This is a genomic window from Gemmiger formicilis (assembly GCF_024462815.1).
Lineage (GTDB): Bacteria > Bacillota > Clostridia > Oscillospirales > Ruminococcaceae > Gemmiger.
Genome location: NZ_JANGCG010000003.1, coordinates 13,638 through 35,744, shown reverse-complemented (window position 1 = coordinate 35,744; position 22,107 = coordinate 13,638). Strand labels below are relative to the sequence as shown.

At 62.5% G+C, this 22,107-nt stretch carries 20 protein-coding genes; 17 read left to right on the top strand and 3 right to left on the bottom strand.

Annotation, left to right across the window (positions count from 1 at the left end; genetic code table 11):
• Positions 1-233: 233 nt before the first annotated feature.
• From NE623_RS04205 to NE623_RS04185, 5 genes are all read left to right on the top strand, one after another.
• Positions 234-2,834: a translation factor GTPase family protein gene (locus NE623_RS04205; RefSeq protein ID WP_256272232.1), complete on the top strand. Its 2,601-nt coding sequence runs from the start codon at positions 234-236 to the stop codon at positions 2,832-2,834.
• Between the two features lie 81 nt (positions 2,835-2,915).
• Complete coding sequence (locus tag NE623_RS04200; RefSeq protein WP_256272233.1) at positions 2,916-3,245, top strand: cupin domain-containing protein; 330 nt, start codon at positions 2,916-2,918, stop codon at positions 3,243-3,245.
• Positions 3,246-3,365: 120 nt separating this feature from the next.
• Positions 3,366-4,028, top strand: coding sequence for a response regulator transcription factor (locus NE623_RS04195; RefSeq protein WP_256272234.1), 663 nt, complete (start codon positions 3,366-3,368; stop codon positions 4,026-4,028).
• 22 nt (positions 4,029-4,050) lie between these two features.
• Positions 4,051-5,283, top strand: coding sequence for a sensor histidine kinase (locus NE623_RS04190; protein ID WP_256272235.1), 1,233 nt, complete (start codon positions 4,051-4,053; stop codon positions 5,281-5,283).
• Positions 5,267-6,121 (top strand): hypothetical protein, encoded by an 855-nt coding sequence (locus NE623_RS04185; protein WP_256272236.1) that lies wholly within the window; start codon positions 5,267-5,269, stop codon positions 6,119-6,121. The genes NE623_RS04190 and NE623_RS04185 overlap by 17 nt, the downstream gene beginning before the upstream one ends.
• 337 nt (positions 6,122-6,458) lie before the next feature.
• Here the strand turns inward: NE623_RS04185 and NE623_RS04180 are convergent, their stop codons facing one another.
• Together NE623_RS04180 and NE623_RS04175 are read right to left on the bottom strand one after the other, a co-directional pair.
• Entirely contained in the window at positions 6,459-7,049 is a 591-nt protein-coding gene (locus tag NE623_RS04180) for an AAA family ATPase (RefSeq protein ID WP_256272237.1), read from the bottom strand.
• Between the two features lie 88 nt (positions 7,050-7,137).
• The gene (locus tag NE623_RS04175) at positions 7,138-7,446 is read right to left on the bottom strand and encodes a winged helix-turn-helix domain-containing protein (RefSeq protein ID WP_256272238.1); all 309 of its coding nucleotides are present in this window, start codon (positions 7,444-7,446) and stop codon (positions 7,138-7,140) included.
• Between the two features lie 616 nt (positions 7,447-8,062).
• Here NE623_RS04175 and ftsH point away from each other — a divergent pair.
• From ftsH to NE623_RS04125, 10 genes are all read left to right on the top strand, one after another.
• Positions 8,063-9,955, top strand: a complete 1,893-nt coding sequence (gene ftsH, locus NE623_RS04170) for an ATP-dependent zinc metalloprotease FtsH (RefSeq protein WP_256272239.1) — start codon at positions 8,063-8,065, stop codon at positions 9,953-9,955.
• A gap of 96 nt (positions 9,956-10,051) precedes the next feature.
• Complete coding sequence (locus tag NE623_RS04165; protein ID WP_256272240.1) at positions 10,052-10,291, top strand: phosphopantetheine-binding protein; 240 nt, start codon at positions 10,052-10,054, stop codon at positions 10,289-10,291.
• A 142-nt stretch (positions 10,292-10,433) separates the two neighbouring features.
• Complete coding sequence (locus NE623_RS04160; protein ID WP_256272241.1) at positions 10,434-11,879, top strand: helix-turn-helix domain-containing protein; 1,446 nt, start codon at positions 10,434-10,436, stop codon at positions 11,877-11,879.
• A gap of 35 nt (positions 11,880-11,914) precedes the next feature.
• Entirely contained in the window at positions 11,915-12,454 is a 540-nt protein-coding gene (locus tag NE623_RS04155; protein WP_256272242.1) for an NUDIX domain-containing protein, read from the top strand.
• Positions 12,455-13,138, top strand: a complete 684-nt coding sequence (locus NE623_RS04150) for a tRNA1(Val) (adenine(37)-N6)-methyltransferase (RefSeq protein ID WP_256272243.1) — start codon at positions 12,455-12,457, stop codon at positions 13,136-13,138. It begins immediately after the preceding gene.
• Between the two features lie 32 nt (positions 13,139-13,170).
• Positions 13,171-13,959, top strand: coding sequence for a hypothetical protein (locus NE623_RS04145; RefSeq protein WP_256272244.1), 789 nt, complete (start codon positions 13,171-13,173; stop codon positions 13,957-13,959).
• 21 nt (positions 13,960-13,980) lie between these two features.
• Positions 13,981-14,979, top strand: a complete 999-nt coding sequence (locus NE623_RS04140) for a glucosamine inositolphosphorylceramide transferase family protein (protein ID WP_256272245.1) — start codon at positions 13,981-13,983, stop codon at positions 14,977-14,979.
• 8 nt (positions 14,980-14,987) lie between these two features.
• On the top strand, positions 14,988-16,091 hold the full coding sequence (locus tag NE623_RS04135; RefSeq protein ID WP_256272246.1) for a glycosyltransferase family 4 protein: 1,104 nt from the start codon (positions 14,988-14,990) through the stop codon (positions 16,089-16,091).
• An 85-nt stretch (positions 16,092-16,176) separates the two neighbouring features.
• Positions 16,177-17,205 carry a glycosyltransferase family 2 protein gene (locus NE623_RS04130; protein WP_256272247.1) on the top strand — a complete coding sequence of 343 codons (1,029 nt, stop codon included), beginning with the start codon at positions 16,177-16,179 and terminating at the stop codon, positions 17,203-17,205.
• Positions 17,206-17,307: 102 nt separating this feature from the next.
• Complete coding sequence (locus tag NE623_RS04125; protein WP_256272248.1) at positions 17,308-17,826, top strand: hypothetical protein; 519 nt, start codon at positions 17,308-17,310, stop codon at positions 17,824-17,826.
• A 108-nt stretch (positions 17,827-17,934) separates the two neighbouring features.
• Here the strand turns inward: NE623_RS04125 and NE623_RS04120 are convergent, their stop codons facing one another.
• The gene (locus NE623_RS04120; RefSeq protein ID WP_256272249.1) at positions 17,935-20,208 is read right to left on the bottom strand and encodes a SpoIIE family protein phosphatase; all 2,274 of its coding nucleotides are present in this window, start codon (positions 20,206-20,208) and stop codon (positions 17,935-17,937) included.
• Positions 20,209-20,650: 442 nt separating this feature from the next.
• On the opposite strand from NE623_RS04120, the gene NE623_RS04115 reads away from it, so the two are divergent.
• Entirely contained in the window at positions 20,651-21,247 is a 597-nt protein-coding gene (locus NE623_RS04115) for a hypothetical protein (protein WP_256272250.1), read from the top strand.
• A gap of 148 nt (positions 21,248-21,395) precedes the next feature.
• Positions 21,396-22,106 carry a class D sortase gene (locus NE623_RS04110; RefSeq protein ID WP_256272251.1) on the top strand — a complete coding sequence of 237 codons (711 nt, stop codon included), beginning with the start codon at positions 21,396-21,398 and terminating at the stop codon, positions 22,104-22,106.
• Position 22,107 lies beyond the last annotated feature (1 nt).

Below are 22,107 nucleotides of genomic sequence, written 5' to 3'. Positions count from 1 at the left end.
TTCCTTTAAACTGGAACACAACACCGAACTGCCAACGCATAAGGGGTGCTCTCCTTCCTCGGTAAATTTGCCTCAGTATAGCATAGTGTTTGCCAAAATGCAAGAAAGATTGTACAATAAAGAAAAAGGGTGCATACGGTAGGTTGCCCCTCATCCGGCCCCGCAGGGCCGGATGAGGGCGAACCTTGCGGTATTGCCGCAATTTACCGTAAATAAAGGTAAGGGGTACTGTGATGAAACGTCTGGTCATCGGGCTGCTGGCACACGTGGACAGCGGCAAAACCACACTGGCCGAGGGACTTTTATACCGCGCGGGCGCACTGCGCAAGCTGGGGCGGGTCGACCATAAGGACGCCTTTCTGGACACGGATAGTCAGGAGCGCGCGCGGGGCATCACGATTTTTGCCAAACAGGCCGTGCTGACCCTGCCCGCTGCGGACGGTGCCGAGGAAACCGCGCTCACGCTGCTTGATACGCCCGGCCACGTGGACTTTTCTGCCGAGGCCGAGCGCGCCCTGCAGGTGCTGGACTACGCGGTGCTGGTCGTCTCCGGCACGGACGGCGTGCAGGCCCACACCGAAACCCTCTGGAAGCTGCTGACACGATACCGCGTACCTACGTTTGTATTTGTGAACAAGATGGACCTGCCGGGCGCGGATGCCGCCGTGCGTCTGCGGGAACTGCGCGGGCGGTTCGGGGACGGCTGTGTGGATTTCTCCGCCGCGCCCGACCCCGAGGCGCTGGCCCTGTGCAGTGAGCCGCTGATGAATGAGGTGCTCGAGACCGGCGCGGCATCCCCCGAAACCGTGGTGACCGCGATCGCCCGGCGGCAGGTGTTCCCGGTGTTCTTCGGCGCGGCGCTGCGGCTGGACGGTCTGGACACCCTGCTGCACGGCTTGCAGACGCTGACCCGCACGCCGCCCCAGTGGCCAGAATTTGGCGCAAGAGTGTATAAAATCAGTGAAGACGCCGGTACGCGCCTGACCTGGCTGAAGGTGACCGGCGGCGTGCTGCACGTGAAGGATGTGCTGCCCGGCGGCGAGAAAGCGGACGCTTTGCGGCTGTACAACGGCGGCAAGTTCCGCCTGGTGAGCGAGGCACTGGCCGGTATGGTGGTGGCCGTGGCCGGCCCTGCCGCCACCCGCCCCGGGCAAGGGCTGGGCACGGAGGCGGACGCCGAGACACCGCTGCTGGAGCCGGTGCTGAACTACCGTGTGGACAGCGGCGCGGACCCGCATACTTTATTGAAGGCGCTGCAGACGCTGGAGGACGAGGACCCGCAGCTCCATGTGGCGTGGCGCGATGATCTGGGCGAGGTACACGTCCAACTGATGGGCGAGGTGCAGCTGGAAATTTTGCAAAATATCCTGCAGGAGCGCTTCGGGCTGGCGGTGACCTTCAGCGAGGGCGGCATCCTTTATAAGGAGACGCTGACCGCGGCGGTGGAGGGCATCGGCCATTATGAACCGCTGCGCCACTATGCCGAGGTACACCTCCTGCTGGAGCCCGGTGCGCGGGGCAGCGGTGTGCAGCTGGCGGCGGATTGCCCGCCCGACACGCTGGCCGAAAACTGGCAGCGGCTGGTTCTGACCCATCTGGCTGAGCGCACCCACCCGGGTGTTCTGATTGGCGCACCGCTGACCGATGTAAAAATCACGCTGGCGGCGGGGCGTGCCCACCTCAAGCATACCGAGGGCGGCGACTTCCGCCAAGCCACCTACCGCGCTGTGCGGCAAGGCTTGCGGACGGCACAGGCCAAGGGCGGTGTGCAGCTGTTAGAGCCGTGGTATGCCTTTACGCTGGAGCTACCCACCGACGCGCTGGGCCGCGCCATGGCCGATGTGCAGCGGATGTGCGGCAGCTTTGACGCGCCGGAGACGCTGGGCGATACCGTGCGGCTGACCGGCCGCCTGCCGGTGGCTACGGCCCGCGGCTATGCCCGCGAGGTTGCGGCCTACACCCATGGTCTGGGCCGCTGGGCCGTGCTGCCCGCCGGGTATGACGCCTGCCACAACACCGAGGAAGTGCTCGCCGCCGCAGGCTATGACGCCGACAGCGATGTGGAAAACCCGGCGGACTCGGTATTCTGCGCACACGGAGCCGGGTATCTCGTGAAATGGGACGAGGTCCCGGCCAGAGCCCATGTGTCCAGCGGGCTGGAACGGCGGCTGAACGGCGCCGCCCCGCAGGAGGATGCTGACGTTGAGGACACCGATACGCGCCGCCGCCGCGCTGCCGCCTACCGCGGCACGTTGGAGCAGGATAAAGAGCTGCTTGCTATTTTTGAGCGCACCTACGGCAAGATAAAGCGCCGTGGCGAAACGGGCGATGCCAAAAAGGCCGCCCGCGCCGCCCTGCACACCGCGCCCGCGGCGGCATCCGTGCCCGCAAAGCCGCTGCCCGCCGGGCCGGATTATCTGCTGGTGGACGGCTACAACGTGATTTTTGCGTGGGATGAGCTGCGCAGGCTGGCTGACGGCAGTCTGGACGCGGCGCGCCGCAGGCTGATGGATGTGCTGTGCAACTACGCGGGCTACCGCCGCTGTGTGCCGATTCTGGTATTTGATGCCTACAAGGTGCGCGGCGGCACGCGGGAGGTGGAAAAATACCACAACCTGTATGTGGTCTACACCCGCGAGGCCGAAACCGCCGATATGTACATTGAGCGCGCCACCCACGAGCTGGCGAAGGAGCACCGCACCCGCGTGGTCAGCAGTGACGGCGCGGAGCAGATCATCGTGATGGGCCACGGCGCTCTGCGCGTGAGCGCCCGCGCCTTTGAGGAGGAGGTCCGCGCGGTGGAAAAGGAAATCCGGGAATTTCTGGAGGAGTAAGGCTGCAACGTTGCAATTACAACAGCATTTGCGCGCACAGCGTGGTAAACTGGATGCAAAAAGCAAAAGGAGAGATTTTGTATGGCATCCATCAAGAATATCGAAAAATCCACCGTTCTCACGCTGAAGGACGAGGTCGCCTATCAGGCCGGGCAGGTCGTCAGCAAGACGCTGGCCCAGAACAGCGCCCACAGCGTCACGCTGTTTGCGTTTGACAAGGGCGAGGAAATCAGCACCCATGAGTCCGACGGCGACGCCTTTGTTACCTGCCTGGACGGCGTGGGCGAGCTGACGATTGACGGCGTGAAGTATGAGCTGCACGAGGGCCAGAGCATTGTTATGCCCGCGCACCACCCCCATGCCGTCTACGGCAAGGAGCAGTTCAAGATGCTGCTGGTTGTGATTTTCTGATAAACAGGTAAAGATACTACACCGCTGTGCGCCCGGATGCACGGCGGTGTTTTGTTTTGCGGGGAAAACTTTCAGAAAAGCAGGCGTGTTATCCTGTGAGCAGTAAAGGAGGTAAATGCCATGCTGCCGATATTGATCGTCGAGGACGAGCCGAATATTGCCACGCTGATCGAGATGGCACTGGAACCGCTGGGCCAGCCGCTGGTGGTGGCCCATGACGGCGAGCACGCGGCCGACCTTGTGGAAACGCAGAAATTTGACCTTGTGCTGTTGGACATCATGCTGCCCGGCGTGGACGGCTTTGCGCTGATGCAGTACCTTGCGCCCACCGGCACGCCGGTGGTGTTCCTGACGGCCAAAAACGCCGTGGCAGACCGGGTGCGCGGGCTGAAGCTGGGCGCGTATGACTACATTGTCAAGCCGTTTGCCCCGGCGGAGCTGCTGGCCCGGGTGGAGGGGATCCTGCGCCACACCGGGCGGCGGGACGCCGTGCTGCACGTCTGGGACGCCGACATTGACCCGGACAGCCGCACCGTGACCCGGGCGGGCCGCGCCGTGGAGCTGACCCCGCGGGAGCTTGAACTGCTGCTGGTGCTGGTGCGTGCGCAGGGGCAGACGCTCTACCGCGAGGCACTGTATGAGCGCGTCTGGGGCCTCGACGCCGAACCGAACCCCCGCGCGCTGGATCTGCACATCCACCGCCTGCGGCGCAAGCTGGGGTGGGAGGATAAAATCGTGACCGTGCCGAAGATTGGCTATCGGCTTCTCAAAAACGAAACATAACACGGACAGGAGGCGAAACGCAATGCGGAAAATTCTTTGTGTAGCCGCGCTGGCGCTGGCTATGGCGCTGGCGGGCGGCGGGCTGGCCTGCCGGACCTTCCGGGACAGGCTGGCCGCGTTGGAAGAGCAAGCAGTTTTGCAGCACCAGCGCAGCATCTGCGGGGTGGAGGACGCCGTTGCAGAAGTGCAGAAGGATGGCTTGGGAATGGTACTGCCGCGGGCCGGGCTGAACTACACCCGCAGCCAGCAGCTGATTTTGGGCACCAGCACCGCTGCCTTTGCGCTGGTGCAGGACGGCGCAGCAGCCTACACCACCTTGCCGCAGGACGTGGCCGCGGCGGATATGCTGGCCGCGGCGGCGGACACCCAAGGTATGCTGCTGCGGGGGCGGTACCTGCTGCTGGGCAGCGAGCTGGCAATCGGAACCGGCAGCCCGGCGGTGCTGGTCACAGCGGTGGATGCCGCCGATGCCTTTACGGCGCGCAACACCCTGCTGTACGGCTGGCTGGCTGTGCAGGCGGCTGTGACGGCGGCCGCACTGGCAGCGGCGTGGCACTATGAGAAATTACAGGCCCTAAACGACCGCCAGAGCCGCTTTGTGGCGGACTTGACCCATGAGCTGAAAACACCCCTGACGAGTATGATCGGCTACGCGGATCTGCTGCGCAGTGCGCCGCTGGACGAAAGCCGCCGCCGCGCCGCCGCGGATGCCATCTACCATGAATCGACCCGGCTGGAAAGCCTGAGCCAGCAGCTGCTGGCTTTGCAGGGCCTGCAGACGGATGGCGTGACGCTGGGCAGCGTGCCGGTGGCGGCGGTGTTTGCCGATGTAGCCCGCAGCCTGCCGGATGCCGCGCTGGACTGCGACGCGCCCGCCGGGGCAGCGGTGCGGGCAGACCGTGTGCTGCTGGCGGATTTGCTGCGCAACCTGGTGCTGAACGCCCTGCACGCCGAGCCGAAGGACGGCACCGTGCACCTGACCTGTGCCGAGGCGGGCGGGCAGTGGCGACTGACGGTGCGGGACAACGGCTGCGGCATCCCGGCAGGGGCTCTCCCCCACCTGACAGAGCCGTTCTACCGCGTGGACAAGGCTCGCGCCCGGGCCAACGGCGGCAGCGGCGTGGGGCTGGCGCTCTGCGCCGAGATCGCGGCGGCGTTCGGCACCAAACTGGAATTTGAGAGCACACCCGGCGAGGGTACAACCGTGGCAATTTGCCTGCAGAAGGAGGCGGCAGACGATGAAAAAGCGCATTGATGTAAGACTTCTGGCGGCTGCGGGGCTTTGTATGGCGCTGCTGGCCGTGCCGCCGCTAGCCGTACAGGTGCAGGCGGCGCAGTATGCGGCCCCGCAGACACGGCCCGCACTGCCCGGCGTGATGAGCGATGAAATACGCCTTGACCCGGTGGCCGGGGCGCTCTACCGCTACGGCGTGCAGGGCGGCATCAACCGGGCGGACAGCACTTGGACGGAGAACGCCTACACCACCCTGCGCGGCAAGCTGAAGCAGGCCGCCGCCCGCGGACTGCTGAACCGCGACCAGCTGGATTATCTGCTGGCGCGCATCGAGGAGGGCGAGGCCCATGACGGCGACACCGTGATGGAGAACGGCAGCATGATGGTCTACTGCTATGTTGCGTCCTACACCGGCGGGATCCAGGCCGTGCGGTTCCGCCGGATGACGGTGCAGGACTACACGCCGCAGAAGGACGGCAGCACCTTCACACCCACGGATATGACCAGCCTTGAGCTGATGTATCTGCCGGACAACGGGGCATTTTTAGCGGTAGCTGTCAACGATGCGCAGCTGCCTGCCGGGGATGCCACACCCGCGGAGCAGACGCAGGCATTTCTTGACCAGCTTGGCACCACGCTGGCAGGCAGCTGGACGCAGGCTGCCGCCGATACCAGGCTCGAATATCGGCACACTTCGGGTGTGCTGCGGGTTATGCGGTTTGCCCCGGACGGCAACGCCTTTGCGCTGACCACCATGCTTGAGCCGGAGGTCTACGGCGGTCTGGACACGCTGAACGGCATCACAACCGGCCCCGACGGAACTGTCTCTACCTTGGGCGGGGACTATGTGCTCTTTTAGGTTTATTGGTGGCAAACAATTCCCTATTACAATTATAATTTTTTGCCACCATTACTTTTACTAAAATTATAGGCGATTTTTTGTGCAAATCGTTGGTGGCAAAAAATCATTATAGAATAGAAGGGTTTGTTGCCGCCAACACCGGGAATAGGATATTGCCGGACGGTTGCGGCGGGGTGGGGTCACCCCGCCCTACGGATACCCCAAAACTATTGCGCGGTAGGGGCCGGGTATGCCCGGCCCGGCTGTTGCCCGGGAGCACCATCTACCGGGAAAGCGCCCCTTTTACAACAAAGACCCTGCATCGGGTGATGCAGGGTCTTTGGCATTGATAGCTTTACATATCCTTGGCGGCGGAAAGTAAAATTTCCAGCGCCTTGTCCAGACCCAGCTTGCTGGTGCAAAGGGTCAGGTCATAGTTGCGGCTGTCGCCGTAGAGCTGGCCGGTGTGCTGCTTGCAGTAGTTGCGGCGGGCACGGTCGGCACTGTCCAAATCGGCCTCCAGCTGCTCAAAGGGGATGTCCGGCATCAGCTTGCGCATACGCAGCAGGCGCCAGTTGCGGTCGGCGTGCACAAAAACGCGCAGGCAGTGGTCAAACTCCCGCAGGATGTAGTCGGCGTTGCGGCCGACGATGACACAGCTCTCCTTGTCGGCAAGCTCACGGATGGCCCGCACCTGCGCGTCCCACAGCTCCTCACTCAGGGGGCGGTTGTAGAAGTTGAACAGGCTCTGGGTAAAGCCGAACTCATGGGGGATGCGCTCATCCCAGTGGCGCACCTGCTCGGGCGTCAGGTGGGCGCTGGCCTTGGCGGTCTTTAAGATGATGTCGCGGTCATAGTAGGCAATGTTCAGCTCCCGGGCCAGACGGCGGCCCAGCTCGCCGCCGCCGGCACCAAATTCACGGCCGATGGTAATGATACGTTTCATGGCGGAAACCTCCCAGCTTATAGGGGTGCGGGCGGCCCGGTGCCGCCCTGTACAGCTTACCCTTATTGTACCAAATCCGCCGGGAAAGTCAACAGGCGCGGTTGAGCCGGTAGCCCACCTTGTACACGGTCTGGATGTCATTTTCCAGCCCCAGCTTACGGCGCAGGCGGTTGATATGTACATCCACCGTGCGGCTTTCGCCGATAAAGGCGTAGCCCCACGCGGCTTCCAGCAGCTGGCTGCGGCTCAGCGCAATGCCGCAGTGCGACAGCAGCACGGCCAGCAGTGCAAACTCCCGCGGGGTCAGGCACAGATCCTGCCCGGCGCGGCTGACCCGGCAGGCTGTCAGATTGATGGTAAGGTCTTTATAAAAAATATTCTGCTTGTACGGATTCATGAATGAGTCCTCCTTCCGCAAGAATGTGTGACATTAACACGATACTATCTATTATAACGAGAAATATTTCCGAAATGTTACAAAAATCGCCAAAATTTGAGCAGAAATTTAAAATTTGTTCAAACGCAGAAGAAGGGCTGCACCGCTATACAAATAATAGATAATAAATAATAAATAATAAATAAATTGGGTGCAACACACAGGGTACGACGACGCCGGAGAGAGCGCCGCAAATAAATAATAAATAATAAATAAATTGGGTGCAACGCCGTAGGGGCGGATTCTATATCCGCCCATGTTCCCCGGTAAGTGCGATTTTGCGGGTAACGGCCGGGCCGGGTATGCCCAGCCCCTACAGAGCTGCTTTTTCCACAATTCAACATACGCTGTATAGCGCAGTATTTTGTGGGTTTGCACCGGGTTTTCCACAGTTTCAACATGGTTTTCCACATTTCAACAGTGGAAACCGGTCGAAAACCTGTGCAAAATGCGGTAAAAGTCCCACAAAGCCCGCCGCGGCCGCATTTTTTGCGGTTCGTTCAAAGTTGCTTCACACGCTGTTCATTTTTAGGGCGCATCCTATAAGGGTCATAAGAAAAAGAAGGAGGCTACCCTGATGCAAGAGACAGTACAGCCGCCGAAGGACCCGAAGAAAAAGCTATGGATTGGCTATGCGGTCATTCTGGCGCTTGTCATTTTAAGCAATATTTTCCTGTACCCGGCGCTGATGCAGGCCAGCGTAAAGAGCGTAAACTACAGCACCTTCCTGCAGATGCTGGAAAGCAAAGAGCTGTCCACCGTCCAGATCGAGGACCAGCAGATTTACTTTGTGGACAAGAACGACAACTCCTACAAGACCAACGCGATTGCGCAGGACAATAACCTTGTGGCGCGTCTGGAGGATGCGGGCGTGGAGTTCGGCACCGTCTACCAGAGCCCGACCATCTGGGATTCGCTGCTGAATCTGCTGATTTCCTTCCTGCCGATGATTCTGATTTTCTGGTTCCTGAACCGCTGGGCCACCAAGAAAATGCAGGAGATGGGCGGTGCAGGCGGCAACGCCATGCTGTTCGGCGGCGGCAAGTCCGGCGCAAAGCAGTATGTGGTGGACGATGAAACCGGCATCAAGTTCAACGATGTGGCCGGTGAGGACGAAGCCAAGGAGAGCCTGCAGGAAATCGTGGACTTCCTGCACAACCCCAAGAAGTATGAGGACATCGGTGCCAAGATGCCCAAGGGCGTGCTGCTGGTGGGCCCTCCGGGTACCGGCAAAACGCTGCTGGCCCGCGCCGTGGCCGGTGAGGCCGGCGTGCCGTTCTTCTCCATCGCAGGCAGTGAATTTGTCGAGATGTTCGTGGGCATGGGCGCGTCCAAGGTGCGCGACCTGTTCAAGCAGGCGGGCGAAAAAGCGCCCTGCATCGTCTTTATTGATGAGATCGATACCATCGGCAAGAAGCGCGACGGCGGCAGCAACTTAGGCGGCAACGATGAGCGTGAGCAGACCCTGAACCAGCTGCTGACCGAGATGGACGGCTTTGACGCCGCCAAGGGCGTTGTGATTCTGGCGGCCACGAACCGGCCGGAATCGCTTGACCCGGCGCTGACCCGCCCCGGCCGCTTTGACCGCCGTGTGCCCGTGGAGCTGCCCGATTTGAAGGGCCGCGAGAGTATCCTGCGTCTGCACGCCAAAAAAGTCAAGCTCGGCCCCGACTGCGACTTTGCCGTAGTGGCCCGCATGACGCCCGGTGCGTCCGGCGCAGAGCTGGCCAACATCGTGAACGAGGCAGCGCTCTGCGCGGTGCGCCACCGCCGCAAGGCCGTGACCCAGTTTGACCTGCAGGAGGCCGTGGACACGATCCTGGCCGGTGCGCAGAAGAAGAACAAGATCCTGAACAACAAGGAAAAGTGCATTGTCTCCTACCATGAGGTGGGCCATGCGCTGGTGGCGGCGCTGCAGACCAACAGCGCCCCGGTGCAGAAAATCACGATCGTGCCGCGCACGTCCGGCGCGCTGGGCTTCACCATGCAGGTGGAGGACGGCGACCACACCCTGATGACCAAAGAGGAGATCCTGAACAAGATCGCCACGCTGACCGGCGGCCGTGCGGCCGAGGAATTGATTTTCCACTCCATCACCACCGGCGCCAGCAACGATATTGAACAGGCCACCAAGCTGGCCCGCGCCCTGGTGACCCGCTACGGTATGACCGAAGATTTTGACATGGTAGCGCTGGAAACCGTCAACAATGCGTATCTGGGCGGCGATGCCAGCCTTGCCTGCAGTGAGCAGACCGCGGCCAAGGTGGATGCCAAGGTTGTGGAGATTGTGCAGGCCGAGCACCGCAAGGCCTACAAGCTGCTGGCCGACAACAAGCATAAGCTGGATGAAATTGCCCAGTATCTGTACGAAAAAGAGACCATCAGCGGCGAGGAATTTATGCGCATTTTGAACGCACAGCCGCAATTAACGGCAGGGACTTCGGCAGTTTCCACAAACAACGAGCAATAAATTTGTGCGGTTGTTGTCCGTTTGCCCCTTGACGCCGCCGCCTTGGCCTTGTATGATAAGTACACAAACCAACTCGGTGAGAGGGGGAACAGAAAAGTGACCTTTGAAGAATTGCAGGATTTGCTGGCGGAGCAGTTCAGCTGCGACACCGCAGACCTGGCCAAGAGCACGGTACTGGCTGACCTGGATGCCGACCACGAGGATATGATTGAGCTGGCCTGGGCACTGGGCGAGGCAATCGGCCAGGAAATCGACGAGAGCGAGCTGAGCGAGGATTTCACCATCGGCGAGCTGTGGCGTTTTGTACGTGACAAGGAAGAAAACGCCGAGGACTAAAACAAACGAAGGGCCTGCCTTTTGGGGCAGGCCTTTTTGGTATGTCCGGGGGAAAACGCCACCCCGGCAGAACAGCCAAAAACATCACAGCAAAAATTTTTGCGATATAACAGACAGATACATTACACTCCCGGAGGCAAGTATGAATGAGCTGACCCAGGCCCTGAAGGTACTCGTGACACGGTATCCCGGCACTATGGCCGAGCTGGCGCGGCAGGCTGCGGTGGACCGTTCCTCCTTGTACAAATTCTGCAACGGCCAGCGTGTGCCCAGTCTGGATCAGCTCGAGCGTCTGGCCGACGCCCTTGAGCTGACCGGTGAGCAGCGCACCACCCTGCTGCTGCAATACAAGCAGCGCAGCCGCAGCACCGACCCCCACCTCCGCGCTGAGCTGCACCGCCTGCTGGCAGCCGCCTTCCTTGTGGAGGAATACACGCAGGGCACCAGCTCCCTCTCGAACGAGCAGGCGCAGGCGCTGCCCTGTCCCACCTATGTGGAGGGCACCCGCGCCGTCAGCAGTGCGCTGACTTCGCTGCTGGCCAGCCATCTGCTCTCCGGCAACACCCGCCCGCTGCTGCTCTCACCCTTTTCCAATGAGCTGCTCGACCGGGTGCTCATCGACCGCTTTTCCTGTGCGCAGGGCCAGCCGGTGCCGGTCTGCCAGCTGCTGCTTTTCACCCCCGATTCCGGGATTCCGCGGGAGCGCATCGGCGATATTGCCAACCTGACCCGCACACTGCCGTTTCTGTTTCTGCCCAAGATGAGCTACGAGGCCCACGTGGTGCGCAGCGATATGAGCGCCACGCCGCCGGGCATCCTGATGCCGGTCTACCTTCTTTTCCCGGAAAAGGCCATTTTTATGGACGCCGCCGGGCAGAAGGCCATGATCCTCTCCGACACGGACGTTGTGCACAGCCTGCGGCTCTCCTTCAGCCGCACCTTCGTCGACGCCGCCTCGGTGTTGAAGCTGGCCAGCACCGCCCACGATTTCCGCGAATCCATCGCGCTGTACAGCACGCTGTTCACCGGCCAGCCCCACAGCTTTATGGTGCGCTACCAGCCGCCGTTCAGCCTGTTTGCGGACGTCGATATGGCCGCCCGGGTGCTGCGCCCCGCCCCGGGGCAGGAGGCGCTGGTGCCCGCCATGCTGGACTACCTGAACACATGGAACCGCCAGAAGCCCGACCTTTATTTCTGTGAGGAGGGCCTGCTGCAGTTCGTGCGCTCCGGCGCGATGTATGACCTGCCGCCGGAGCTTATCACCGCGCCCGACAACGCCACGCGGCGGGAGCTGCTGCTGCGCCTGCGCCGCGCTGCCGCGGATGACCGCCGCACGGTGCGCATCGTCAACACCAGCCAGCTGCCCCTGACGCCGTCCATGAGCGTGAACGTCTTTGCGGGGCGCGGGGTCGTTTTCTGCCAGGCGGACCCCACGCCCGACAAGCTGTGCTGCCGCGAGTATCTGATGGAGGATTCCCTCCTGACTGATACGCTGATGCACTATCTGAATGACCTGCGCGGCACCGAGCATATCCGCAGCCAAAAATATACCCTTGACTTTATTGATTATTGCCTGCGGCTGCTGTAAAATAGTTTCAATAACCTTTATTAAGGAGCAAAGCCATGCCACATACTGAAGCCATGCTGGAAAGCAAAGAAATTTTCAACGGCCGGGTCATCCGCGTCACGCTCGATAAGGTACAGCTGGAGGACGGCACTACCTCCACCCGCGAGGTTGTCCACCACCACGGCGGCGCTTGCGTCCTGCCGGTGGACGCCGACGGCAATGTAACGATGGTGCGCCAGTTCCGCTATGCCCTCGGCGAGGAGCTCTGGGAGCTGCCCGCCGGCAAGCTCGAGGCGGGCGAGGACCCGTTTGAGGCCGCCAAGCGCGAGCTGAGCGAGGAGTGCGGCCTGACCGCCGACACCTACACCGAGCTGGGCGTGGTCTACCCCACCGTGGGCTATGACAGCGAGAGAATCTACCTTTGGGCCGCCGAGGGGCTGCACACCGTTGGCCAGCACCTTGACGCGGGCGAGTTTCTGGACGTGGTCAAAATGCCGTTTGCGCAGGCGCTTGGCCTTGTGATGGACGGCACCATCAAGGACAGCAAAACGCAGGTTGCGCTGCTGAAATACGCGCAGTTGCGCGGTAAAGCCTGAATGGGCGTTGAAATTCTGGACAACGGCACCCGGGTGCTGACCGCCCCCGGCGCGGCCTTCGGCACGGATGCCCTGCTGCTGGCCCGCTTTGCCCAGCCGCGCCAGCGCGAGCGTGCGCTGGATATGTGCAGCGGCTGCGGCATTGTATCGCTGGTCTGGCATGACACCGGGTACCGCGGCCCCTGCACCGCGCTGGAGCTTGACGCAGAGGCGTCCGCCCTCTGCGCCGGGGCCGCTGCGGAGAATCAGGCCGCCCACATTGAGGCTGTCTGCGCCGATCTGCGCGGCTTCTGCACCGCCGGGCCCGAACAGGGGCGGTATGATTTTGCCGCCTGCAACCCGCCGTATTTCACCGCCGGCCCCTGCAGCCCCGACCCGCGCCGGGCCACAGCCCGCCACACCGGCAGCTGCACCACCGGGGACGCCATCGACTGCGCCCGCCGCACCCTGCGGGATGGCGGCCGCTTTGTGCTCTGCCAGCGGCCCGAGGCCATGGCCGGGGTGCTTTCCGCCCTGTGCGCCGCCCGGCTGGAGCCCAAGCGCCTTGCCTTTGTCAAGAATGCGCCCGACCGCGCCCCGTGGCTCTTTCTGGTGGAAGCCCAGAAGGGCCGCAAGCCCGGCCTGCGCGTGGAACCCGATATTCTGATTTCCGCCGGTGCCGCCTTGTACGGCCCGCAAAAATAAATCGCAGCTATGCGAAGGAGAGAACTAACATCATGGGACTTTTTCATTCTAATTTTGACAAGCCCGGCCCGGGTGTAGCCCCGGACGCCCCCCGCAAGAAGGGCGCTGCCCGCTTTTTTGAAATCCTCGGCCGCGATTTTTCCACCATCTGGCTGGCCGGTATACTGGCGCTTGTCAGCAGCCTGCCCTTTGCGCTGGCGCTATGGTTCGCCGTGGAGACCCACTCGCTGATACCGCTGCTGGCCGCCGGGATTCTGGGCGGTATGCTGGCCGCGCCCCAGATTGTCGGCTTGAATGACACCATCCTGCGTGCCCTGCGCGATGAGCCCGGCTACTGGTGGGAAACCTACAAGCGCGCATGGAAGCGCAACGCCAAGGCCAGCCTGCTGCCGGGTGCGGTCTGCGGGCTGCTGCTGGCACTGGAGATCTTCACGCTGTTCCATCTGGATATCAGCGAGAATATGCCCCTTGTGGTGGCGTCCTTCGTGGCCATCATCCTGCTGGCGGGGCTTTCCCAGTATATCTATGCACAGGTTGCCTTGATTGATATTCCCTTCGGCGGGCTGCTGAAAAACTCCCTCATGCTCTTTCTGGGGTATCTGCCCCGCAGCGCGCTGGGGGTTCTGTGGCAGCTGGTATACTGGGGCGTTATCGCCCTGTTCTGGCCGCTGACCAGCTTTGTAATGATTCTGACCAGCCTGTGGGTGCCCTGCCTGCTGAGCCTGATGGGCATTTACCCCGCACTGGAAAAGAGCTTCAACCTTGAGGAAACCATCAAAGCCATGCGCGACGCCCAGCTGAACGAGGACCAGTCCCGATAACTGCCGTTGAGGAATAAACCAATGAACCAGTTTTACCGCGCCCTGCATATGCCGCCCAAGCGGCTGCTGCGCAAAGTTATGGGCGAAAAAGAAGTCTACACCATCGCCGTGCGCCCCCGCCCCACCGCGGAGGGCACCGAGCCGCTGCCCGCGCTGGACGGCGGCCCCTACACCCTGCTGCCCGGGCGGGAGGGCTGGTGGTTTGCTGACCCGCTGCTCTATCGCCGTGGCGGCAAACGCTGGCTCTACGCCGAGGCGATGGATGTAGCCACCGGCAAGAGCCGTATTGAGGTCTGTGAGCTGCGCGATGACGGCACGATTGACGGCTGGCGCACCGCGCTGGAGGAGGATTGCTCCCTCGCCTTCCCGATGGTCTTTGACTGGAACGGCAGCATCTGGATGCTGCCCGAAACCGGCAATGACCACAGCCTGCGGCTCTATCGCTGCACCCAGTTTCCCGCCAAGTGGGAGCTTGTGCAGCGCTTTGCCACCGATGAGGCGCTCTGCGATGCCATTCTGGTCGACCGCCGGGCCGAGGCGCTGACGATTCTTTGCAGCGAGACCAAGCCCGACAACCAGCTGTATGTGCGCTACCGCCGCTACACCCTGCGCCACGCTGTGCAGGAGGCCGCTATGCCCCTTGCCGAGGGGGACGCTGTGCCGCCCGCGCCGCAGGGCCCCTTTGAGCTCGTGCCCGATGAAGCCTATAACCTGCAGCACCGCGACTTTGATCTGGTCAGTCGCAACGCCGGGCCGCTGTTTATGCTGGGGGAGCAGATTATCCACCCCACGCAGGTCAGCACCGGCGCGGATTACGGCGTCTATCTGCAGTTTCTGGCCCGGCGCGGCAGCTCGGAAATTCCCCTCTGCGCCGCCCTGCCCCGCGGTCTGGAGATTACCGGCCTGGACCCCGCGGACATCATCGGCGTGCACACCTACTGCCGGGATGAGGTGCTGGAGGTTCTTGACGCCCGCTATCTGACCCGCCTGCCGAAGGCCCCCGCCGCAGAGCAGGGGTAAGTCACCTTATGAAAACAATCGTCATACCGCAGTTTCACCGCGCGCCTTCCGGCCAGCGCGGGCTGTACAACCGGCAGGAGGTCGGTCTGGCCCGCGCCTTTGCCGCGCTGGGCTGCCGCGCCGTGGTGCTCTACCCGGAGCCCGGCACCAAAACCATGCAGACCGAATCGCCGGAGCCCAACGTAAAAATCTGCCATATGCCTGCCGCCGCCATCGGTGCGCAGACGTTCTACAAAAGCTGGCAGATTCTGCTGGATGAACACGCCGATGCCGTCCACGTCATGGGGGACAACTCTCTGGGCGTGCCGGGGCTCTACCGCTTCTGCCAGAAACACAGCATCCTGTTTTACAGCCAGCTCGGTGCGCTGAAAAGCACCTCCGGCCACGCCGCCGTGCGCTGGGTGATGGATTTGCTGCTGTGCCGCAATCTGGCGGTCTACCGCAAAACGCCCACCTTTGCCAAGACCCCCGCCGCTGCCGCCGAGCTGGAAGCCCTCGGCGTGCCCTGTGCAGGATTGATGCCCGTGGGGCTGGACACCGCCATCATCCCCTCCATCCCCGGCAGCCGCACCGCCATCCGTCGTGCGCTGAAAATCGACGAAAATGCGAAGGTTTTTGTCTTTGTCGGGCGGCTGGATGCCTGCAAACAACCGCTGGACCTTGTGCCGCTTCTGCAGGCCGCGCCCGGCTGGTGCGCAGTTATCATCGGGCAGGGCACACAGGGCGAGACTCTGAAAACCCGGCTGACCGAAGCCGGGCTTATCAGCCGTTGCCGCCTGATTGACCGCCTGCCCAATGAGCAGATACATATTTATTATCATGCCTGCGATGCTTTTGCAAACTTAAACGAGAACGAGACTTTCGGCATGAGCCTACTGGAGGCCATGTACGCGGGCTGCCCGCCGGTAGCCCGCCACGCCCCCGGGCCCGACCTCATCATTGAGGACGGCGTCAGCGGGCTTCTCTGCGATTCTGTGCCCGCCATGGCCGCCGCGCTGGACAAGACCACCCGCACGATGGGCCACGCCGCGCAGAGCCGCGTCAACGAGCATTTTCTGTGGCAGAACAGCGCCGAGCTGGCGCTGACCCTGCTGAACCAAAAGAAAACCTAGCATAAATAACGATAGCCTTCTGCTGCAAAAAGACGTCGGCATGGCATTGATGCAGCTCTGCCGATGACCTGTAAGGAGTCCGCCCATGCCCCAATTTTCCATTATCATCCCTGTCTATAACGTGCAGAACCATCTGGCCACCTGTCTCAAAAGTGTGGCGGAGCAGCCCGGCCCGCGGGACTGGGAGTGCCTGCTGATTGATGACGGCTCCACCGACCTCACCGGCTCGATTTGTGACGCACTGGCGGCGGAAATTCCCGGCCTGCAGGTGCTGCATCAGGCGCACACCGGTCCGGCCGCGGCCCGCAACACCGGGCTGCAGGCCGCCACCGGCGACTGGGTGCTCTTTCTTGACGGTGACAATGCGATGGCCCCCGGCCTGCTGGAGACTCTGCGCGCCGCCCTGCCCGCCCACCCGGAGTGTGACTGGTTCATCGGCCGCCACCGCGTATGGCAGGCGGACGGCACCCTGACCGAACCGGAGGACTTGCGCCTTGTGCCCGGCCCGTTTGACAGCACCGACTACGCCGCCCGGCTGAAGGCGCTGTACACCGCCGGGCGCTGGTCGGTGCAAAAATACTGCATCCGGCGGTCCTTTCTTGTGCAATCCGGCGTCCGCTTCCTGCCGGACTGCGTCTGGGGCGGGGACTGGCCCTTTGATTTGGAGCTGCTGCTCCGCTGTGAGCGTCTCTATTTTCTGGATACCGTTTTCGTCCATTGCCGCTCCGGGCGGCAGGGCAGCCCTTTGACCGATGCCCAAAGCCTGCCCAGGCGCTTCCGCAGTCTGGCTGCGGCACAGCGCCGCCTTGCCACGCTTTCCGCCACCGGCACGGCGGATGTTGCCGCCTATGCGGCTATGCTGGACGCCGCCGCGGACGTTTTCTGGCCGCAGGCGCGCACCGCCGCCGTGCGGGATGCGTCTGTGCGCCGGGCCTGCCTGCCGTATCTCGCGCAGCTGCGCCCCCTTTACCCCCACGGCACCGAGGTGCGCACCCGCCGGGACTGGCGGCTTTTCCAGCGCCTTATGGCCACCTTCGGCCCGCGCTTCACCCTCTGGGCCTTCAGCCTCAGGAAGGATTTTCCCGGGGAAGCACCTTCGCCGGTTGTCGGCTGAAAATTTATGCCTTTTCTCCGCCGGGGCGGTTGTCACAGCCGCCCCGGTTGTGCTATACTATCCGTAACATATTATGTCAGAATTTGCAAGGAGGCGCCCCTCATGGGCCTGATTTCCACCATCCAAAACAAAACCGAACAAGCCCGCGCCAAGGAGCGCATCCGCCCGCTGCTGGAAAGCCGTATGATGCGGGACATCCTGCTGGAAATCGGCCAGCGCGGTACCGAGAAGCTCGACCCCCAGAGCGTGCCGGTGGACCAGCGGCCGCTGGCCTCCAAGCGCGCCGCCGAGTGTGGCACCGCCGGCCTGCAGCAGAGCGTCATCCAGGAGATTCTGCTGGACGAAACCGGCATTTTCCTCTATGCGGGCAGCGATGAGGTCAAGTTCCTCTACGGCGACTACAACTACGAGAACATTGATGACACAGACTGCCTGCCCGCCGTGGCACAACATCTGGTTCAGCATCTGCTTGGCTACTACAATATATCGTGTACTTTCTATTCTTTCCCCAAGCACAACGGCCGCAGCATGGCCAAAAAGACCCGCCAGGTTTTCATACGCCGCCACCATGAGGACACCCCCTTCGACCCCCAGCCCGCCCAGAAGCAGAAGCTGTTCTGACGCAGTTTTATCCACCGCCGTACATTCCGGGCGGCCAATGCCCGCCCCTACAAAATTTCACAAACCATCACAGGCGTGACCCATTCCGGGCCACGCCTTTTTGTATCTCTATCCCACCTTGCCCACCGCCAGCACGGCCACGGTGATGTCATCCCGCTTGTCCCCGGCGCGGCGGGCGGCGGCATCGGCCACGGTCTCGGCGGCCTGCTTGGGGGTGTGCCCCAGCCTGGCGCAGAGCTGCAGTTGCTGCATCAGCCAGTCTGCGCCGTCCGCCAGTGCGCCGTCACTGACCAGCACCACCCAATCCCCGGCATCCAGTGCAAAGGTGGTCGAGCGCCCCACAAGGCTGTCCAGCGTCCCCATCGGCAGGCTGGCACCGTCCAGCATCCGGGGCACACCGCCCCGCACCAGAAAGCTCGGCGCAGCCCCCGCCTTGAACAGCCCGGCCCGCCCGGTGTACAAATCCACCGTCAGCAAATCCAGCGTGGCCCCGGCCTCCTGCTCCGCACCCTTCAGGCCCAGCGCCACATTCACAAGGCGGGCGGCACTCTCCGCCGCAAAGCCTGCCCGCAGCAGCTGGGCCGTCAGCTTGGCCGCCATCTGGCCGTCCACCGCAGCGGCGCGCCCCGTGCCCATGCCATCGCACAGCAGCATCTGGGCGCGGCCGCTGGTGTCGCAGAACTGGTCCAGCGCGTCCCCGCTGACGCTTTGCCCCGCCGCCGCGTGGCCCGCCGCGCCGAACTCCGCCGTAAACAGTGGCTTTTCACCAAAAGTCAGCATCGTGACGGTGCGGCAGTGGGTGATTTCCGGCAGGTCCATATCCCGGCGACAAAGGCGGCTCACCTCTTCCACCAACCCGCTGATTTCCTCCTGCGTAAAGTGGGTGCGGCAGATGGTCACACTGGCGGTCAGCCGCCCGGCCAAATCGGCGGTAACGCTGCACTCCAGCGCGTCCAGCCCCAGCTCCGCAAACAGCTGCGCCAGCTTCGCCTCCCGCCGCGGGTCGGGCAGGCCTGCCTGCCCCAGCTTTGCCGCCAGCTGTGCCAGCGCCCCGGCCAGCGCGCTGTACTGCTCGGTCAGGGCCGTGCGCAGCATCGACGCCCGCGCCCGGGTCTGGCGGCGGCTGCGCCACAGCCGGTAGCCGTGGTTGGCCGCCGTGCAGAGGTCCGCCGGGTGGATGCAGACACTCAGCTGCCCCGGCAGGTCCTGCACCTCCACGCGGCCCTTGCTTTCCAGCACCGGCTTGAGGTGCTGCAGGCCGTCCATCGCCGTGGCGTAGCCGCGCACCCAGCACCGGCTGCGGCGGGTGCAACTCTGGCAGGTGGTGCGGGCCACCTGCTCCACCACGAAATCAAAACTCTCGCCCTTGGGCGGCATCTGCCGCTGGCAGACTGCGTTGACGGTGTCGGCAATATCGCTCAGGGTGTCCGCCACGGCGGAGAGCTTCCGCGCCGCACCGGAAAGCCCCTGTGCCTGTACCGGCGGCGCGGGCGGCGGAAAGATCCTGCGCATCACGCTGCCGGGCAGTGCCAGTGCCGCCGTCACTCCCACCCCGGCGCTGACGGCCAGCGGCACCACGCTCACTGCATCGGGCGCGGCCAGCGCCCCCAGCGTACAGCCCACCGCAAACACCCCGGCGCAGCGGCCGCGCTCCCCCGGGCAGAGGCAGGACGCCGCCAGGCTGCCCATCGCAACCGCCAGCGCCGCAAAGGCCCGCTCCGGCCCGGCCGCCGTAAGCGCCGCCGCCAGCGCAATGCTCAGCACGGCGGTCTGCTCCAGCGTGCCGCCGATGGCCGCGCAGAGCCCCGCCGCGGACGCCAGCGCCAGGCCCGGAGCCAAGGGCCCGACGGCACAGCGCTGCAGACACGCCGCCCCCACGGCCAGCCAGAGGCAGACGCCCCGCGGCTCCCGCACCGGGAAGGACGCAAACGCCCACCCCAGCCCGGCCGCCAGCAGGGCCGTGCACCCCACCGCGGCCGTCTGGGAAAAATTTACAAAGCCCCCCAGCAGAAGAATCTGCACCAGCTGTGCCGCTGCCAGTGTCAGGCAACCCGCCAGTGCCCCGGCGCGGGGTCGGCCGTCGATCAGCCGCCGCACCGTAGCCGCCGCCACCGCCGCCACACCGACCTTAATGCCCAGCAGCGCGGGCTGGAGCACCACCCCCGCCGCCAGCGTGCCGACCGCCGCCGCCAGACAGTAGGCGGGCGGGCAGCCGATAACCAGCGCCAGCCCGAACGGTGCCGCCCCGCCGTAGACCCGCCCCGCGCCCAGCAGTACACCGCCCGCCAGCGCAGCCCCCTGCCACAGCAGCGCCGCCGTGCGCGCCCCCGGCAGCAGACGCTCCATATTTTCGTGCAGTCTTTCCCCACTCAGTACAGCCATAGGTATCCCTCCGCAAACTTACAGTGTATGTCCGGACAGCTATGACTATACCACCCGCCCCCGCCGCATTTTGCCGCAGAGCGCAGAAACCCGAAAACAACATATAAACAAACAAAAAAGAGCATCCACGCCCATAAAAAGGCGGGATGCCTGTTGCTTTTGCAGTTTCGTTACAAAATATCGCTTGCGCAGCCGTCCAGGGCCTGCCTGTGCAGGGTGCCGCAACACCCCGCTGCAAAAACCGCACGGTGTATCCGGCCTTATTTTGGCAGTTTTTCCGAATATCATTTTCTTTTTGACTTTTTTTCTGGATAGTGCTGGATTTTTTTCGACTTGTATGCTATAATTTTTTCACCATATTTGATAGGCTTCGCTTACCATACGTATGGCGTATAGAGACGTAATTCTTTATACATCTTTCGAGGAAAGGAGGAAAAAACCAATGAACAACTTCAAGAAGTTCGTTGCCGTTCTGCTGGGTGTTGTGATGGCTTGTGTCTTTGCAACCTCCGCTTTCGCTGACACTGCTTCCGACAAGGCCGCTATCATTGCCAAGCTGAATGCTTATGGCCTGACTGGCTATGAGGATGTCGTGAACAGCCTGGACGCTGATGGTGTTGCTACTCTGGTTGCCAACAAGGATACCCTGATTGCTCAGGCTGATCAGGTTAAGACCTATCTGAGCGAGAACCACTCCGCTGCTGACCAGGTTACCAACCTTCACTCTGCCCTTGACAATGTTAAGACCATCCTGAAGAAGGCCGGCATCGATGCTTATATTGATGCTAGCGTTCAGGGCAACACTGTTGTCGCTAAGACTACTGCTTACGCCAACGGCGTGAGTGGCGCCGCAACCGTCACTAAGGCGGTTGACCCCAGCAAGGAGACCAACAAGAAGGCTGCTGCCAACCCTGTTGTCGCTTCTTCCAACGCCGTCATCAAGGCTACCGGTGACAACGCTGCCGTTGTCTTCGTCGCTGCAGCTCTGGCTGTTGCTGGCGTTCTCGGCATGGCTGTCCGCAAGGAGCGCGCACTGTAATCAGTTGCACAAGTCCCGGTGATTCTTCACCGGCGGCGGGCAGAACTTCGGCTCTGCCCGTTTTCGTTGTTATTACAGGTTCTGTCAACTTTCCGTAGACTGCCTTTTTCATAAATCATTTCATTTTTCAGAAGGGAAATCCACCATTATGCAGGCAAGCAGAAAACCATCCTTCTTCCGCCGCAGTCCTCTGGCCTATCTTGTTGCACCGCTGCTTTTTGCGCTGGTGTCCGCTGCGCTGATTTTTGCTGTCGGCCGTGCGGTTTTAGGGCCTTATCTGTCTCTGGCAAGCTGGTTCTTCACCACGACGGAGGATTCCCAGCCGCAGGATTTGCTGGCCAACGCCGCCACCGTCATCAACGGCGGCACTGCAGCCGAGGAAGCCTCCCAGCCGGAGAGCATCCCTCTCAGCTCCATCACCTACCCGGTCAGCGGCGACCGCTACGCCACCATCACCCTGTCCGGCACTAACGTGAACGCCCCTGTCTACTACGGTGACACCAACAAGATTCTGAATCAGGGCGTCGGCACCTACGTGGATGACTCCCGCGCGGGCATCCCCGGTGAGGGCAAAACCATCCTGCTGGCGGGCCACAACAACACCTTTTTCAATGACCTGCAGCACACCGAAATCGGTGCGACTGTCACCATCACCACCCACTACGGTGTCTACACCTATGAGGTCACCGATATGGCGGTCAAGGACTATCAGGATGAAACCGCCTACGATTTCACCCGCACGGACGAAAATCTGATTCTGTACACCTGCTATCCCTTCGATGCACTGGGTTTCACGCCGAATCGCTATTTCGTCTACGCCAAATATGTCTCCGGCCCTGTGCTGGACAAAAACAGCTAAG